Consider the following 18101-nt stretch of genomic DNA (forward strand, 5'->3'; position numbering starts at 1 on the left):
GGGCAGGCGGGACAAACCTTACGTGGCTGTGACCTGGGTCTTTTCCGGCGCCGTGTCCGTGGGGCGGTTGTGAACGCTCCCACGGCCTCTCAGTGCGGTGTGCTGGGAGCGAGGTACGGGGCTGCGGCCTCGGCGAGGTCGGTCTGTCCTGCCGGCGGCGGCTCTGGTGGCCGGCCGGTCTCTACCCGGCGGAGGTAGTGGAGGCGGGTTCGAAGATTGCGACATCCCGGGGGCGGCAGGGGTCCCAGGCGGAACGGCCGCGGTTGGCTCGAGCCCTTGTCCGCATCGGACTCCGGGCCTCAGGCTGTCGATGTCCTGCGGATCCGTGGATCCGCAGGACGTGCACGATGGCAGGTCTGGTCCGCTTGCCCCGGCCCGGGGGCTGTCGTGGGCGTGTATGGGATGCGCGCCCGGTGTCGGGCGCGGCGGCGTCCTCGACTTCGCCAGCCCGACACTCGACGCCAGGGCGACATCGCTGCGGCAAGGACGGCACCTGCTGGCAATGCCGTTGCGCTTACCTATTGTTGCTGCCGCCGGTGGACCAACTGTTGGGGATGGCCTGTCCGTCGACCTCGTCGGAGCCCACCCCGGCGCGTTGACGCCGTCGATCGAGGCAATGGCCGGCATACCCGGAGCCGGCGGCGGTTGGGGTAGTCCTTGGCGAAATACCGGACTGCCCGGCGGAGGGCCTTCCGTTCCGGCGGCCATTCCTTCTCGGCCTTGCTACCGGGCTGTCTCGGCCTCCTGGGATCTGCTCTGCCCCGCACCTCCCGCCGCGTCCTGGCCACCGCCTCCACCACCACTGCCAGGACTTCGTCATCAACGGTGCCCGGCTGCCGGCTGAAGAACGGCCTCATCATCAATGCGCCATCGCTGACGTCAGCTGACACAACCTCACACTCGCGACCGTGGGCTCTGCGTACCCCTCCACTGCAGCCCGTACCCGACTTCCGCGACCAGATCTCCCGCGCGCCCGGGAGGCCTCGGTGGCTTGATCATGCCGTTGACGGAGTTCGGTCAATCTTGGTTGGATCATGCATTCTTTGTGAAGTTTTCGTGAGGGGGGCTCACTGTGCGCAGGGGAGGGTGGTCGCTTCATATGTCGGCCACACATAGGGGAAGACGAAGATTCGGGCGCTCGACCGCGGTGGCGGTTCTGACGACGGCGCTCATGACGATCGCCTCGGGCGCGCTGCCGGCGTCGGCCGCCCAGGCCGGTTCGCTCCAGAACCGAGCGGCCGACGACGAGCGGAAGGCCGAGGCGCCCGCCTCGACGGAGGAGGAGCGCCTGCTGCGGGAGGCCAAGGACTCGGGGCAGCGCGTCGAGGTGACCGGGGAACGCACCGCCTATTCGACGGTGTTCGCGAATCCGGACGGAATGACCTTCACGCTGGAGCAGTCCACCGTGCCCGTGCGCGCGGCGAAGTCCGGCGGCTGGGTGGAGCCGGACGCCACCTTGGTGCGCGGGGAGGACGGAACCGTCGGTCCGAAGGCGTCCGCCGCCGCCATGTTCTTCTCGGGGGGCGGGAAGGCGAAACCGCTGGCCGCCATCGTCGACCAGGGGCGTTCCCTCGCCGTCGACTGGCCCGACCCCTTGCCGGAACCGGTGCTCGACGGCCCCACCGCGCTCTACCGCGATGTCCTTCCTGACGTCGATCTACAGGTCAACGCGACCGTGGAGAGCTTCCAGCACGTCCTGGTGGTGAAGACCCCGGAGGCGGCGAAGAACCCGCGACTGGAGGAGCTGACGTTCGGTCTGCGGACGGAAGGGCTGGCCATCCGCAAGGGTGCGACCGGGAACCTGACGGCCGTCGACGGAACGGGCCGGACCGTGTTCCGCGCGCCGCCGGCCCAGATGTGGGATTCAGCGGGTTCGGCCGACGCCGGGCAGGCGAAGTCGCTCTCCCCGAAGGCGACCGCCGAAGCAGGCACCCGTTCCGCCCCGAAGGTGACGGCCGAAGCGGGCACCGCTGCTGCTCCGGAGGCCTCCGACTCGGGCAAGGGCGTCGAGCCCGGCCAGGGCGACAAGGTGGTGCGCATGGACGTACGCGTCGCGAAGGACTCGCTGACCGTGGTGCCGGACGCCGCCATGCTGAGCCGGACCAAGCCGTCCGCCTTTCCGCTGTTCATCGACCCGCTCGTGACCTGGGGGGAGGGCGAGCGGACCCTGCTGCGTTCCGACGGATACGAGTCCTACGACTGGTCGAACGGTGACGACGGCCTGGGCAAAGGCGTCGGCGAGTGCGGCACGTGGAACGGCTATTACTGCGGCCCTGGATACACCCAGCGTCTCTATTTCGAGTTCTCGCCCGCTTCGCTGAAGGGCAAGCACGTCCTCGACGCGACCTTCGCGGTCACCGAGCCCTGGGCCTTCCAGTGCGACCCGAGGTGGGTGGACCTGGTCCGTACCGACAACATCTCCGCGTCCACCACCTGGTCCTCCCGCCCGAAGGAGCGGGACCTGATGGTCGACCGGCACGTGTCCGCGGGCCGGGGATCGCTCTGCGACCCCGACTCTCCCGACGCCGCGATCGAGTTCAACGATAATGCGGACGAGTCCAACGAGAACCTCACCCCCACGGTGCGTGACTTCGCGGCCGGCAAGTTGGCCCGGCTGACCCTCCAGCTCCGTGCCCACGACGAGGGCGACACGGCTGCCTGGAAGCGGTTCAAGAACGACGCCGTGCTGTCGGTCAAGTACGTGGCCAAGCCTGCCGTTCCCGTGAACGTCGGAATCACCTCGGGGACCGGCACGGTCTGCTCACCGAACTCCGCCGACCCCGACGTCATCAGCGATCCGACCCCACAGCTGGTCGGCAAGCCGAAGACCATGGCCGGTGGTGAGTCCCAGGCCAATCTGCGGATCCGCTGGCGCACCGAGCGCTGGGACGGAAGCGCCTGGGTAGTGGCACAGACCGATATCGACAGCCCGACATCCGGCTACGTGGGCAATCTCTCCGTACAGTCCAGGAGCTTGCCGACGGCGCTGACCGAGGGCGTTGGCTATCGCCTCAAAGCCCTGACGCTCTCGTACTACGAAGGAGGCACGAACCGGCTCAACACCGGTTACAGCGCACCTTGTTACTTCAAGATCGACACCACTTCGCCCAAGGCTCCGACCGTGAAACTGCAGACTCCCTACTCCCAGTGTCTGCCGAACGCGTGCGCGGCAGGAGGAGGGCCGGGAGTCGTAGCGAAGGCCCGGTTCACTCCGGCGGCCGTGGACACCAACGTCGTCGACTTCCAGTACCGGCTCACCGAGAGCGAGGCGTGGAAGACGGTGTGCAAACCCAATTCCCCGTGCATCTTCGAAGCCGCCATCACCCCGGTGAAGTCCGGTACCCAGCGCCTCTACGTCAAGGCGAAGGACGCACTCGGACGTTGGGGCGAGCAACAGGTTCTTGACTTCCTGGTGGCCTCGGGTGAGGGGCCCGTCGCCCGCTGGCGCTTCGACGAGGCCACGGGGGTAGCGAAGAACAGCGTGGCAGGCGGTTCCGCGCACGACGCATCGCTCGTCGGCGCGGCGGTCCGTGACGACCGGGGTCGCCGGGGACTGATAACTCACGACGCGAACGGAGTGCCGCTCGCCAGCCCGGTCACGGACCGGGGCCTCTCCCTGGACGGTAGCGGGGCGGCCGCCGCGACCGCCCGGTCGGTCGTGGAAACCCGGTCGGCCTACACGGTCTCCGCATGGGCGCGGCTGAACACCCGCGACAAGGACGCCATCGTGCTGTCCCAGGACGGAGCGAAGTACAGCTCCTTCCTCATGTGGTACGAGAACAGCTACAACTCCTGGGTCTTCGGAGTGAAGGAGAAGGACGAGGACAACGGCCAGGCCTACTTCGGCATCGTGGGCAGGGCGCCGGCTGTGACGGGCGCGTGGACTCACCTCGCCGGCACCTACGACCCGGCCACGAAGGAACTGAAGCTCTACGTCAACGGCGTACTCCAGGGCACCCGGGTGACGCCCGGCGGCTGGTCCTCGTCCGGCCCCTTCAACGTGGGCCGCTACCTCTGGAACGGTCAGCGGAACTGGAACTTCAACGGGTCGATCGACGAGGTCGCCGTCTGGCAGCGCCGACTGGAGGACTCCGAGATCGCGGACGAGGCCAGGCTGCTTACGTCGGAGGGTTTTGCAGGCGCCGAACTGGTCGCCGACTGGTCGCCGGCGGACGGCAGTGGGACGGCGGTCACGGACAGCACGTCCGGCTACGGCCGAACGCTGGATCTGACCGGCGGTGCGGCTGTCCAGGACGGAGAGATCGTCTTCGACGGTGTGGACGACGTCGCCACGTCCAGCGGGGCGCCGCTGGACGACACCGGCTCCTTCACCGCCACGACGACCGTCGCCCTGGACAAGGAGCGGGTGCTGTCGAAAAGCGTCGGCTACACCGGCCAGGTCTTCGGGCAGCGCACGGCGAGCGGGTCGTCCTGGGGCTTCTGGTACCAGATGACAGGAAAGGACACCGTCCTCGACCTCGAGACCGGTCTGGAAGTGACCGAACCGGTCGGCAAATGGCACTTCGGGCGTCTCAACGCCGACGGGACCCTGACGTCGGTGGTGTCCGACGAGATCGTGTCGCTGGACAGCGTGGTCCGGCTGACCGGGACGTTCGACGCCCAGGCCGGGACGGTAAGCCTGTACATGGGTCACAACCAGAACGGTGACGACAAGGCCTACACGGCACAGGCGGGTGCCGGGGACCTCGCCGTTGGCGCTGCCCAGACCGGCGGCGTCTGGAAGAACCACCTCCCGGCCCGGGTCTCGGAGATCCGCCTGTGGGCGGGCGCCATGGCCGGATCGGCCCAGATCGACGCCCACGTGGGCGACTGAACCGCCCCATCGTCGAGGGCGGTGCCGCGTCTGGCGCGACACCGCCCTCGCTCTCACGGCCCGACGGCCGTACGACCGGCGCCCAGGTGGGAAGCCGGCCTCTCGAACTGGAGTGCATGGACATGTTCGGCACTGGCACAAGACGACGGGGGAGTGGGGGCTGGAGGCTCCGTCCCAGAGCTCTGGCCCTCGCGCTGACCCTGGGCATGGTGGCACCGCTGGCGCTGGTTTCCGGCGCCGAAGCGGCCCAACGCGGCCTCGGCCGGCCCGACGTACAGGAACAACGAGTCAGCAAGGTGAGGGCCGTCGACACGGCGGCGGGCAGGAAGGCCCGCAAGCAGGTCGCGGCAGATCTGGAGGCCAACACCCGGCAGGCGGGGCGGGCGGCCACCGAGCGCCGTGACGCCGTCTGGCCGAAGCCGGGAACGGCCGAGCTCCCGGCGGCGGAGGGCAGGACGGCGGAGGCCGTCATCGGCGGGCTGCCGCTGGCCCTCTCCCGACGGGACGCACGGAACGCCGGGGCGGCCGACGACGTGCGGTCGACCGTCACCGTCCTCGACCAGAAGGCGGCCGACCGGCTCGGCATCACCGGAGTGGTGCTCACCGCCGATGTGCCGGCCGGCGGATCGGCCGATGTGGCCGTGGAGTACGGGGGGTTCGCCTCCGCGGTGGGTGGAGGCTGGGCCGGCCGGCTGGAGCTCGTACAGCTTCCGGCCTGCGCGCTGACCACACCGCGGAAGCCGGCCTGCCGAGAGAGGACGCCCCTCGGATCCGACAACGACGCGCACCGGCAGCAGGTCTCCGCGACGCTGCCGTCGAAGCCCGCGTCCGCTTCGCGAGGCTCCGGCCGGACGCCGTCCGCCGCCGGTACGACCGTCCTGGCGCTCACCGCGGCCGGAGCAGGCGCCGGTGAGTCCCCGAAGGGCAGCGGGGACTACTCCGCCACCGAGCTTGCCGAGTCCTCGTCGTGGTCGGCGGGCAGCAGTTCCGGGGCTTTCACCTGGAACTACGACCTCAAGCTGCCTTCCGCCGCCGCGGGACCGACGCCCACCATGTCCCTGTCCTACGACTCCGGCAGCGTGGACGGCCGCACCGCCACCACGAACAACCAGGGCAGCCCCGTCGGCGAGGGCTTCGGCATTACCGAGTCCTACGTCGAGCGCAGTTACGGCAGTTGCGACGAGGACGGCCACGAGGACGTCTTCGACCTCTGCTGGAAGTACGACAACGCCAGGCTGGTGCTGAACGGCAAGTCCAGCACCCTCGTCAAGGACAAGACCACCGGGCAGTGGCGGCTGCAGGGTGACGACGCCTCGTCGGTCACCCGGTCCACGGGCGCGGATAACGGCGACGACAACGGTGAGCACTGGACCGTCGTCACGGGCGACGGGACGAAGTACGTCTTCGGTCTGGACATGCTCGACGGGGCCGGAAGCCAGCGGACCAACTCCGTGTGGACGGCTCCCGTCTTCGGCGACGACAGCGATGAGCCGGGGTACACGGGCGGGGACTCCTTCGCGAAGCGCTCCCTGACCCAGGCGTGGCGGTGGAACCTGGACTACGTCGAGGACACCCGGGAGAACGCGGCCACCTACTGGTACACGGCGGAGGCCAACTACTACCGCAAGAACAAGGCCGACAAGGCGGACACCTCCTACATCCGCGGCGGATACCTCAACGAGATCCGCTACGGGCTGCGCAAGGGCGCCCTCTTCACCGACGCCGCCGACGCCAAGGTCACCTTCGCCCACGGCGAGCGGTGCACCGCGGCGGACTGCACGACCCTGAAGAAGGAGACGGCGCACAACTGGCCGGACGTACCGTTCGAGTCGCTGTGCTCCAAGGACGACGCGGACTGCGAAGCCCTGGCGCCGGCCTTCTTCACCCGCAAGCGCCTGACGTCCGTCAACACTTTCTCCTGGTCCGCGGCGACATCGGAGCACACCCCCGTGGACTCCTGGGCGCTGACCCAGAAGTACCTGGACGGCGGCGACATCGGCGACACCTCCGACCAGGTCCTGACGCTCACCTCCCTCAAGCGCACAGCGAAGACGGGAACGGCCGTCGAGTTCGAACCGGTCGGATTCACCTACCACATGCGCCCCAACCGCGTGGACGGCACGGACGACATCCTTCCGCTGACCCGGCCCCGCGTCTCGACCGTCACCTCGGAGACGGGGGCGGTCACCACCGTCACGATGTCGGCGCCCGAGTGCGTCCGCAGCGAGGTCCTCGGCAAACCTGAGGACACCAACACCCGCAACTGCTTCCCGCAGTTCTGGAACATCAACGGTTCCTCGGTAGCGTCCGTGGACTGGTTCCACAAGTACCGCGTGGTGGCCGTGGTGACGTCCGACCCGGCAGGGCAGAACGACACGGTCGAACAGGAGTACACCTACAGCGGAGCCGCCTGGCATTACAGCGACTCGCCCTTCACCCCCAAGGACGAGCGGACCTGGTCGGACTGGCGCGGATACCGGCAGGTCACCGTTCTCAAGGGCGCCAAGGCCACCACTCGCTCGAAGACCGTCTCCCTCTACCTCCAGGGCATGGACGGGGACCCCAACAAGGACGGCACCACCAAGTCCGTCAGCACGCCCGCGCTTGCGGTCACCGGCCTGAACCTCGCGACGATGACCGACTCCGGGGCCTTCGGTGGGCAGCTGCGACAGCGGATAACCTACGCGGGGAACTCCCCGATCGGCGTGGTGGTCAACCAGCCGTGGCAGAAGGAGACCGCGCGTCAGGACGTGCCCGGCGCGGGCGACCACGTGGCCCGCTACGTCCGCACGCAGAAGACCACCACGTACACCTATCTGACCGCCCCCAAGTCCTGGCGCGCCCGGACCGTCTCCACCGACCACGACGACTACGGCATGCCGTACCAGGTGCAGGACAACGGTGACGACGCGAAGAGCGGCGACGAGATCTGCACCCGCACCTGGTTCGCACGCAGTGACGACTCCGGCATCACGAGCCTTCCCTCGCGTACCCGGACGGTGGGGCGGACCTGCGCGACGACCGACGCGTCCCTGGACCTGCCCGCCGACTCCACCCGCCGCGGTGACGTCCTGACCGACTTGGCCATCGCGTACGACGGCGCCGCCTGGTCCACCACGCAGAAGCCCTCCAAGGGTCTGCCGACCTGGACGGGACGCGCCACCTCCTACACCGCGGCCGACGCCCCCGTCTGGCAGAAGACCGGCACCACGTCCTACGACACGCTCGGACGCGCCCTGATCGTCACCGACGCCGACGACAAGTCGACGGTGACCGGCTACACCCCGACCACCGCGGGCCCGCTGACCGGGACCGTGGTCACCAACGCCAAGGGCTTCAAGACGTCGACGTTCTTCGACGCACGGCGCGGGGTGCCGCTGCGCACGTACGACGCCAACTCCCGCAAGACGGAGTTGACCTACGACGCCGTCGGCAGGCTGACGGACGTATGGCTCCCCAACCGCAACCGGGCGGCGGGTGAGAGCCCGAGCCAGAAGTTCCGCTATTCACTCAGCAACAGCAAGCCGTCGGCGGTCTCGACGGCGGTGCTGAAGAAGGACGGGGTCAGCTACAACACCACATACACGATCTACGACGCGCTGCTGCGGCCGCTCCAAACCCAGTCGCCGACCCCGCAGGGAGGCCGGCTGCTCACGGATACCCGCTACGACTCCCGAGGCCTGGCATACGAGACGCACGCGGACATCTTCGACAGCGCGGCGGCGCCCAACGGCACCTACACACGCGCGGAGTACGGCGAATCGCCCACCCAGACCGAGATCGTCTTCGACGGCGCCGAGCGGGAGACGTCGAGGTCGGTGCTCTTCTTCGGCGTCAAGCGCTGGACGACGGCCACCGAACACACCGGTGACTCCACCGGCACGAGCGCCCTCGCCGGGGGCACCGCGAACCGGGTGATCGTCGATGCCCGCGGCCAGAAGACCGAGACCCGCACGTACGCCGGCCAGCAGCCGACCGACCCCGCGTACGGGGGCGGCCTGGGCGTGCCCTACACCTCGGCGTCCACGGAATACTCCCTGGACGGCAAGACGACCGTTTTCACCGGTCCGGACAAGGCGCGCTGGAGCTACGAGTACGACCTGTTCGGCCGGCAGACCGCCGCCGTGGACCCCGACAAGGGCCGGGCGACGACCGGGTACAACAAGCTCGACCAGGCGATCCGGGTCACGGACGCCCGACAGCGCTCGGTGCTGACGAAGTACGACGAGATCGGCCGGATCACCGGCACCTGGGACGGTGCCGAGACCGACGCGAAGCGCCTGACCGAGCACCTCTACGACGGGGTGATCAAGGGCAAGCCGTCCTCGTCGATCCGGTACGTCGGCGGCAAGGCCGGTCAGGCGTACACCCGTGAGGTCCTCGCGTACGACACGCTCGACCGCCCGCTGAGCAGCCGGATCAAGCTGCCGGCCGACGACCCGCTGGTCAAGGCGGGCGCCCCGGCGACCATCGATTCCACGAGCGCCTACAACAACGACGGGACGCGCCAGAACACCAAGGAACCGGCGCTCGGCGGGCTGCCGTCAGAGGTGGTCGAGTACGGCTACACCGCCCTCGGACAGGTCGAGTCCGTCGTCGGCAGCACCGGTTACCTGCTCGACACCGACTACTCGGCCCTCGGCCAGCCGCAGCAGCTCATCCTGGGCGTGGCCAACACCGAGGCGCACAAGAAGGCCTACGTCACCCACACCTACGAGGAGGGCACCGGCCGCGTCACCCGCAGCCACGTCACGGACCAGACCCACCCGTACATGCTGCAGGACCTCAACTACAGCTACGACCAGGCGGGGAACGTCACCGCGATCGCGGACCCGACCACCCTCGGCGGCACCGGAAAGGCGGACGCCCAGTGCTTCGCCTACGACGGCTTCCGCCGCCTGACCGAGGCGTGGACCCCCTCCTCGCAGAAGTGCTCGGACCCCCGCGACGCGTCGAAGCTGTCGGGACCCGCGCCGTACTGGACCGGGTACACCTACGACACGGCCGGACAGCGCAAGACGGAGACCCAGCACAAGCCGGGCGGGGACACCACCGACACCTACTGCTACCGGGGCGGCGACAAGCAGCCGCACACCCTCGCCGGCGTCAGCGGCACGGGCAACTGCGCCCAGCCCGAGCGCTCGTACACCTACGACGACGCGGGAAACACGGACTCACGGCCGGGAGCGGCCGGGAAGCAGGTGCTGGAATGGGGCGCCGAGGGCAAGCTCGCCAAACTCTCGGAGGGAACCCGCACCACTGACTACCTCTACGACGCGGACGGCAACCTCCTCATCCGCGGCGAGAAGAACGGTGAGCGGGTGCTGTACGCCGGCGCCACCGAGCTGCACCTCAAGAGCGACGGCACCTTCTGGGCCCAACGCTTCTACGGATCGACCGAGCTGTCCGTCGCCGTGCGCACCAACGAGAGCGGAGCCAACAAGCTCTTCTACCTGGCCGGTGACCAGCACGGCACCTCCAGCCTGGCGATCGCCTCCGACACACAGGCGGTGACCAAGCGCTATCTGACCGCCTTCGGCGTGGAGCGGGCGGGCGCCGTCGGGTCCTGGGTGGACGACCGGTCCTTCCTGGGCAAGACACGCGACCGGTCCACCGGTCTGACCCACCTCGACGCACGCGAGTACGACGCGGAGCTGGGCCGGTTCATCAGCGTCGACTCGCTGCTGGAGACCGAGAAGCACCAGTCGCTCGCCGGATACGGCTACGCCGAGAACAATCCCGTCACATTGTCCGATCCCACGGGCCTCGGAAGCTTCTCCTGCACCATGGGCGTGGACTGCCCGACCGGAGCGGAGAAGGTGGAGGAGACCGTCTCCCCGCCGCTGTGGGGCGCCAGTAGCACCGGCACGTCGGGCACTTCCTGGAGCGGACCGCTCGGCTACACCGGTATCCCGACCCTGCCGCTGGTGCAGCAGCCGCCGCTGCTCATGGGCCCCGACCCCATGCCGTTGCTGTTCACCGGTCCGGTCAGCCCCGAGATGCAGAAGTTGCAGAAGATGTTCATGGAGGCACAGGCGATGTGCTCTCTGCCGTCGGGCAGTCTCGTGAACAACGAGCACGGCGGCGACGGCAAGGTCAACAGCGACGGCCCCTGGTCGCTCGCCTTCCGCTGGGCCTGGGGTGCTGACTTCCACTGGAAGTCTTCGAAGCAGGCGGTCACGCTCTCGGACGCGAAGTACGACGGCGACGACGAGATCACCCAGAACCTGATCGACAGCACCAGCATGAAGGACGCCCGGGTGTACGTGGCCAATACCTTCCGCGACGCAGGAGTGCGCAGTGGCAAGACGAAGTACAGCACCACCAAGAACGCCGAGGGGCAGAACAGGAACCTCGCCCAGCTTGTCGGTGTCTACGCTTCCGACGTCGGTGGGTTGCTCATAGGGAAAGATGACAGAAAGGCCCAGGGAGTACTCGGGTCCTACGACCTCAAGTACACGATCACCGAGAGCAAGGGCAGCACGCTCACGGTGAAGTACACCGCCACGACGGACATCAACAACGAGTCGTTCATACCGATGCACGCCAAGTGGCAGGAGGCCGCCAACAATGGTCCCAAACACACGGGAGGATTCTTCGCCGGCTACCGGGTCGAGATCCGCTGGCAAGAGACCATCTACAAGTAGAGGGATGGGGATTATGTCGGTGGGAAGAGGGCGTTGCGCCACCATATCCGTGGCCCTGGGGCTCGCGGTGATCCTGGGCGGCTGTTCCACCGCGGGTACCTCGGACGTGGACACCGACGGACTGCCGGGCGTCTGGACCGGGAGCGGCGGCGGCCGGGTCGAGTTCCACGCGGACGGCCGGTTCAGCATGAAGGGGATTCCCGCCGCTTCCATCGCATTCACCTGGAGCGAGCCGCTGAACGGTGCGACCAGAGTGTCGGGTGCGGGAACCTGGAGGCAGGACGACGTCGCCGAGGACAGCCTGCAACTGATGATCGAGGCCGGCGGCTCGTTCCCGACGGACGAGGAGGTGGCCACCCTCATGGTCGCCGAGGACGGTCCGCCGCAGGTGCTCTTCTTCAGCACGAACGTCGACAAGCCGTACGGCTACGAGATCGAGAAGAACCCGTAGCCACTTCGGACGCCTCGACAGGTTCCCGGGCCGTATGCCCGGGGCCTGGCAGCCCGGGCCGGACACGATCCGGCCCGGGCCTGGCGTTTGACGCCCTGATGTGTCGGTGCTCGGGGACGTGGGGCCAGGTTCGTATGAGGGTGGGAAATGACGCTTCCGACGATCAAAGCCAGGAACAGTACCTTCAGCGCGCTCACCGATTCGTCCCCGGTGAGCATCGCGTACAGGACGGTGAGCACCGCGCCGATTCCCACCCACACCGCGTATGAAGTACCGACGGGCAGGTCCCGCATCGCATAGGCCAGCCCTGCCATGCTCCCGGTCAGAGCCAGAGCGAAGACCAGGGACGGCGTGAGCCGGCTGAACCCCTCGGACTTGCCCAGAGCGGTGGCCCACACGGCTTCCAGCACGCCCGAGAGAGCAAGAACCAACCACGACATGCCAGCCTCCTGTTGTGGGCCGTCTAGTCGCACACCGGGTACGGCGCCCTCGTCCGGAAGCCCCGTTTCGGGCTCCATCCAAAGTTTCACACCTGGCACCGGTGGGCAATCCGGCACACCTGCCACCTCCTCTGAGCTGCCCCGACATGGCAAACGGGCGTACAACTCGACTCTGTCGGGACCTCGACGGATCAGGTGACGAGGGCACGCCAGGACTTCGGCCGAGGTAGCCCCTGCTGGTCCGGAGAGGTTGGGAAGACGGCTGGTGGTTTCGGTGAAGGGGCTTCCTCAGCCCTCGCATGACGGCACCTCGGCCGGTTGTCGGGACGCCGGCTTTACCTGTCAGGCCGCGTCACCTCTTCCAGCAACTCCAGTACGTGCCGGTAGGGGCGGCCCGTCGCACGTGTCATGCCCATCTCGCAGGTGCGGTTGCAGGAGGCGTGAGCCGCGTAGTCACCGTCCGCGATCTCGGCCGCCTGAGCAGCGGTCGCGGCGGCGGTCAGCTCCGGGTGGAGCAGTCCCCGGTCGCCGCCGAACGCGCAGCAGCCCCAGCTCTCCGGCACGTCCGCGCGCTCCGCGACAGCCTCGGCCAGCGAACGCAGGGCTTCCCCGGTGCCGAGGTGGACCGTGGAACAGGTGGGGTGCAGGGCCAGCGACGTCAGTTTGCGCGGGGCGGGAAGCCTCGGTAGCAGCGTGTCCAGGGCGAACTGGGTACTGTCGACGAAGCGCAGCGGCGCGTAACGCCCGCCTTCCTCGGACGGCAGCGCGTCGAGCAGCTGCATCAGGCCGTGGGTGCACGAGGACGCGTCACAGACGACGGGCAGACGACCGCCGTCGGTCGCTTCCCAGAGAGCTGCCAGCGTGCGGCCGGCCATGGCGCGGTGGCCCTCCACGTACCCCTTGGACTGCCAGGGCGTGCCGCAGCACAGGCCGTCGAGCCCGTCCGGTACAGCGATGGGCACCATCGCCCTCTCGCACAGAGTCAGAAACGCGCGCGCGGTGCCGTCCTGCTGCCCGGCGGCGCCCTGTTCCGCTGCGAACAGCGAACCGATGCACGCGGCGAAGAAGACCGCCTCCGCGCCTTCGGGCGCCCGGCCGGCCGGCCGCGGGACGCCGGATCTCGGCATGTCGGGGGTCCACGCAGGCACCAGGTCGGACGCTCCCAGCCGGCGTGTCGCCGCGGCGACAGCCCGTACCAGCGGTTGTGGCAACGCATGGGCGGCGGACAGGCCCGCGCGCACACCGGCCGTCGTCCCGCTCCAGTGACGAGCCGCTGTGATCGCCGCCCGTTCGGCGAGCGGTCCGTGCCGCTCGGCACGCAGCCGCTTCATCACCGCGCCGGTGTCTATCGACACCGGGCAGGCGGTGGCGCACAGACTGTCGGCGGCGCAACTGTCGACCGCCGCGTAGTCGAAGTCCGCGGCGAGCTCCTCGCGCCGCGCCTCGTCGCCCGCGGTCTCGGCCAGCGCGATCTCCCGTAGCAGGGCGATGCGTTGGCGGGGGCTCGTCGTGGCGTCCGCGCTGGGACAGACGGGCTCGCAGTAACCGCAGTCCACGCACCGGTCCACCTCCGCGTCGACTTCGGGCACGATCTTGAGATGCCGCAGATGGGCGGTGGGGTCGTCGTCCAGGACGACACCGGGACTCAGCACTCCCGCGGGGTCGCAGAGGCGCTTGATCTCCCGCATGACGGCGAAGAGTTCGTCGCCGTACTGGCGGCGCACATAGGGGGCCATGACACGGCCCGTGCCGTGCTCGGCCTTGAGCGAGCCGCCCGCGTCCAGCACCAGGTCGACCATGTCGTCGGTGAATCGCGCATAGCGGTCGACATCCGCGGTCGTGTCGAAACCCTGGGTCAGCATGAAGTGCAGGTTGCCGTCGCGGGCGTGACCGAAGATCACCGAGTCCCCGTAACCGTGCTGCCCGAACAGCCCGATGAGGCCCTCGCAGGTGGCTGTCAACGCGGGCATCGGCACCACGACGTCTTCCAGAAGCGCTGTGGTGCCCGCCGGCCGAGCGCCTGCCACGGCGGTGTACAGCCCCTTGCGCAGATGCCACAGACCGGCCCTTGCCTGCGCGTCGCGCGTCAGGCCGGTACCGAGAGCCGACGGCAGCGCGTCAAGAACCGGAGCCGCTGCCGCGAGGGCCGCCTCCAGTTCCGGTTCGGTGTCCTCGGCGAACTCGACCAGCAGCGCGGCATGGCGTTCGACGCGCAGACCGTGCAACGCCGGCTCAGGTCGGACCCCCCGCTGGGAGACGCGCAGGGCGGCCGCGTCGAGGAGCTCGGCGGTGCGTGCCCCGCAGGCGTTGAGAGCGGGCAGCGCGTCAGTGGCGTCCGCGATGGAGGGCAGGACGAGAAGCCCCGTGGCGGCGTGGGGGCGTACGGGCACGGTCCGGAACACTGCTTCCGCGATGAAACCGAGCGTGCCCTCACTGCCGACCATGAGGTGGGCGAGGATGTCGACGGGGTCGGTGTGATCGAGGAACGCGTTCAGTGCGTATCCCATGGTGTTCTTCATGGCGAACAGCCGTTCCACCGTGCGGCGGGAGGCGGCGTCGTCCCGGACCCGGTCCCGTAGCCGAGCCAGACCCCTGTACAGCTCGGGCTCACGGGTGCGGAGCAGTTCGTCGGCGTCGGGTGCTCCCGAGTCGACCACGGTGCCCGACGGCAGGACGAACCGGAGCGATTCCACGGTGTGGTACGAGTTGTCCTGGGTTCCGCAGTTCATGCCGCTCGAGTTGTTGGCCACGACGCCGCCGATCGTGCAGGCGCCCTCGCTCGCGGGGTCCGGGCCGAGGCGCCGGCCGTACCGGGCGAGCCGGGCGTTCGCCTGCCGCAGTGTCATGCCGGGCTGTACCCGGATGCGCCGGCCGTCGTCCAGGACCTCGGCGCCCCTCCAGTGCGTCCGTACGTCCACCAGGACTCCCTGCCCGGACGCCTGCCCGGACAGGCTCGTGCCGCCGGAGCGCAGTGTCAGGGGCACACCGGCGGCGCGGCAGGCGGCGATGAGCGAGGCCACCTCCTCCGCCGAAGCGGCACTGACGACGGCCTCGGGCGTGAGCGCGTAGTGGGAGGCGTCGTGGGCCGCCGCGCGCCGGGTCATGCCGGTGTGCAGGCGTGCCGGGTCGGTCACGGAGGCCCGGAGCGAGGAGAGCGCCGCGGGGGGGAGGCCGGTTGAGGGGCGGTCGTGATGTGCGGTACGCACAGGGCTCCTTGACGGAATGGGCGAGGTCTACCGGACGGGTGTGAGGGGCTGGGGTGTGCGGGCCGCGGCCCGGAGCAGTCCCGCCAGCCGGGACGCCGCGCCGGGGGCCGCGTCCCGCGGATCGCGTGCTTCCAGCACCTCGATCGTGGCGTTCAGGAGGGCGAGCGGTACGCGAACGGCGTGCTCGTCCGGGTCGGGGGCCGGGCGTTTGGCGTGCGTCGCGCTGACGACGTAGCCGACGCCCTGGACCGGCACCGCCAGATTCTCCCCGACCAGCAGCTGAAGGCCGTGCCTCACTGTGGCGCGCGCCGCGGAGTGGTTTCGGCACAGTTCACGTTCGGAGGGCAGCAGCGCGCCCGGACGGCGGTAGCCGTCGAGGATGTCCCGGCGAAGGCTCTCCGCGATGCGGCGATAGAGGGGAACGGGCCGTACGGTCATGGGGCCGCGGGTGCGTGTGCGCCCAGCGCGCCCCGCATCGAACCACCGTGGTCGTTCAGGGCGGATCGTGCCTGTTCGGCCGTGGTGCCCGCGAGAAGGACGTGGATGGCGGTCTTGACCTCGTCGTCACAGGCGTCGAGTGCTGCGACGACGTCACGCATCTCCGCGCCCGTCGCGAGGGCGACGATGCGCTGCGAGCGCTTGCGGAGTTTGTCGTTGGACGCGCGAAGATCGACCATCAGGTTTCCGTACGTCTTCCCCAGCCGGATCATCGTCGCCGTCGACAGCGCGTTGACCACGAGCTTCTGGGCGGTGCCGGCCTTGAGCCGGGTGGAGCCGGTGATGAACTCGGGGCCCACCGCCACCTCGATGGCGATGTCCGCGTTGCGGCCGAGGGGGGAGTCGGGACTGCACGAGACACCGATGGTGGCGGCGCCGGCCCGGCGGGCGTGGCGCACCCCGGCGACGGCGTAGGGAGTGCGGCCGCTCGCCGCGATACCGCACACCACGTCCTGCGCCGTCAGACGGATGGCGCGCAGGTGCTCGACGGCCATGCCCTCGTCGTCCTCGGCGCCTTCCACGGGCAGGGTGATGGCCTCGGGGCCGCCCGCGATCAGCCCGACGACCTGGCCGGGCGCCGTGTTGAATGTCGGGACGCACTCACTGGCGTCGAGTACGCCGATACGTCCCGCGGTTCCGGCGCCCATGTACACGAGCCGGCCGCCCGCGGCGAGCCGTGCGGCGGCGACATCCACGGCGCGGGCGATGTCCTCGGACGCGGCGTGCACCGCCTCGGGCACCTGGGCGTCGTCGCGTGTCATCAGACGGACCAGTTCGGCGGTGGGCAGCAGGTCGATGTCGGCGCGGTCGGGACGGTGCTGTTCGGTGGCCAGGCGGCCGAGGTCTTCGGCGGTCAGAGGGGGTACGTCGGTGCGGAGCATCTCAGTTCTCTGTGAGTTGGAGGGGAGGGCAGAGGGGCGGGGCAGAGCGGAAACCGGCCGCCCCGCCCCCTGTGATCAGCTCAGCGCCGGACGCGCGGCGCGAGGTCGACCGGCATACCGGTGCGGACCGAGTCCTCGATGGCACACAGGATGCGGGTGACCTCGATGCCGTCCTCACCGGTCGCGAGGACCGGCTTGTCGAAGACGACGGCGTCGACGAAGTACGCGATGGCGTCGAGCACGAAACCGGTCAGGTGCTCGCCGGTCGGCGGGGCGTACAGGTCGGGGAAGGAGCTTCGCTCAGCGGTGTAGAGCTCCAGCGTGCGGTTGTGGGAGCCGTCGATGTTGATGGCCCCCTTGTCGCCGAGGATCTCCAGCTTGAGGTCCTTCACGGTCGAGTGGGTGTCGGGAAGGATCCACGCGGACTCGAAGACGGCGACGGTCCCGCCGGCGAACTCCACGGTCGCGGCGTGGAAGTCGGCGGTCGGAACACCGCGCTCGCGCAGGATCTTGTCGCGGCTCACCGCGTAGACGCGTACGACCTCGTCGTCGATCATCCAGCGGACGGCGTCGATGGTGTGGCTGGCGAGGAACCACAGCGCGGACGAGTGGCTCGCCCAGGAGAGCATGCCGGTCGCCACAGCCATGGTGTTGCTGAGCCGGGAGTAGACGTACGCGGGCGAGCCGATGTCGCCGCGGTCGATGGCCTGCTTGGCCGAGAGCATCATCGGGTTGACCCGGTTGTGGAAGTCGACCATCAGCTTGACGCCGTTCGCCTGCGCCGCGTCCTCGATCGCGACGGCGTCCTCGACGGTGGTCGCGAGGGGCTTCTCGACCAGGATGTGCTTGCCCGCTTCGGCGGCGGCCACGGCGAGTTCCCGGTGCAGGTGGTCGGGGGTGGCTATGGAGACGGCGTCGATCGTCGGGTCGGCGAGTACCTCCCGGAAGTCGGTGGTCGCCCTGCCCGCGCCGTACGTGGTCGCGATCTCCTCGGCGCGCTCGGCCCGCATGTCGCAGACGGCGGCGAAGTCGACGTAGGGGGAGCGGCTGTACGCCTGGGCGTGACGCTCGCCGAAGAGGCCGGCGCCGATGAGGGCGAAACGCTTGCTGTCCATGGTGGTTCAGTCCTTGCGGTCGGTGTGTA

Annotated in this window: 8 protein-coding genes and 1 riboswitch; of the genes, 3 read left to right on the plus strand and 5 right to left on the minus strand. The window is 69.3% G+C overall.

Annotation, left to right across the window (positions count from 1 at the left end):
- Positions 1-1171: 1171 nt before the first annotated feature.
- From ACIQRW_RS27395 to ACIQRW_RS27405, 3 genes are all read left to right on the plus strand, one after another.
- Positions 1172-4834: a LamG domain-containing protein gene (locus tag ACIQRW_RS27395; protein ID WP_403764949.1), complete on the plus strand. Its 3663-nt coding sequence runs from the start codon at positions 1172-1174 to the stop codon at positions 4832-4834.
- Positions 4835-5040: 206 nt separating this feature from the next.
- Positions 5041-11481, plus strand: coding sequence for an RHS repeat-associated core domain-containing protein (locus tag ACIQRW_RS27400; protein WP_403764951.1), 6441 nt, complete (start codon positions 5041-5043; stop codon positions 11479-11481).
- A gap of 49 nt (positions 11482-11530) precedes the next feature.
- The gene (locus tag ACIQRW_RS27405) at positions 11531-11932 is read left to right on the plus strand and encodes a hypothetical protein (RefSeq protein WP_403764953.1); all 402 of its coding nucleotides are present in this window, start codon (positions 11531-11533) and stop codon (positions 11930-11932) included.
- On the opposite strand, the gene ACIQRW_RS27410 is transcribed toward ACIQRW_RS27405, so the two are convergent.
- The 5 genes from ACIQRW_RS27410 to ACIQRW_RS27430 form a co-directional block, all read right to left on the minus strand.
- Positions 11908-12372: a DMT family transporter gene (locus ACIQRW_RS27410; RefSeq protein WP_403764955.1), complete on the minus strand. Its 465-nt coding sequence runs from the start codon at positions 12370-12372 to the stop codon at positions 11908-11910. The two genes, ACIQRW_RS27405 and ACIQRW_RS27410, sit on opposite strands and share 25 nt — an antisense overlap.
- A 13-nt stretch (positions 12373-12385) precedes the next feature.
- A riboswitch (guanidine-III (ykkC-III) riboswitch) is annotated at positions 12386-12450 on the minus strand.
- A 257-nt stretch (positions 12451-12707) separates the two neighbouring features.
- The gene (locus ACIQRW_RS27415; RefSeq protein ID WP_403764957.1) at positions 12708-15578 is read right to left on the minus strand and encodes an FAD-binding and (Fe-S)-binding domain-containing protein; all 2871 of its coding nucleotides are present in this window, start codon (positions 15576-15578) and stop codon (positions 12708-12710) included.
- A 27-nt stretch (positions 15579-15605) separates the two neighbouring features.
- On the minus strand, positions 15606-16016 hold the full coding sequence (locus ACIQRW_RS27420) for a GntR family transcriptional regulator (RefSeq protein WP_403764959.1): 411 nt from the start codon (positions 16014-16016) through the stop codon (positions 15606-15608).
- On the minus strand, positions 16013-16957 hold the full coding sequence (gene murQ, locus ACIQRW_RS27425; RefSeq protein WP_403764961.1) for an N-acetylmuramic acid 6-phosphate etherase: 945 nt from the start codon (positions 16955-16957) through the stop codon (positions 16013-16015). Before murQ ends, ACIQRW_RS27420 begins: the two co-directional genes overlap by 4 nt.
- A gap of 80 nt (positions 16958-17037) precedes the next feature.
- Positions 17038-18072, minus strand: coding sequence for a Gfo/Idh/MocA family protein (locus ACIQRW_RS27430; RefSeq protein ID WP_403764963.1), 1035 nt, complete (start codon positions 18070-18072; stop codon positions 17038-17040).
- Positions 18073-18101 lie beyond the last annotated feature (29 nt).

It is taken from the genome of Streptomyces sp. NPDC091287 (assembly GCF_044768525.1).
Lineage (GTDB): Bacteria > Actinomycetota > Actinomycetes > Streptomycetales > Streptomycetaceae > Streptomyces.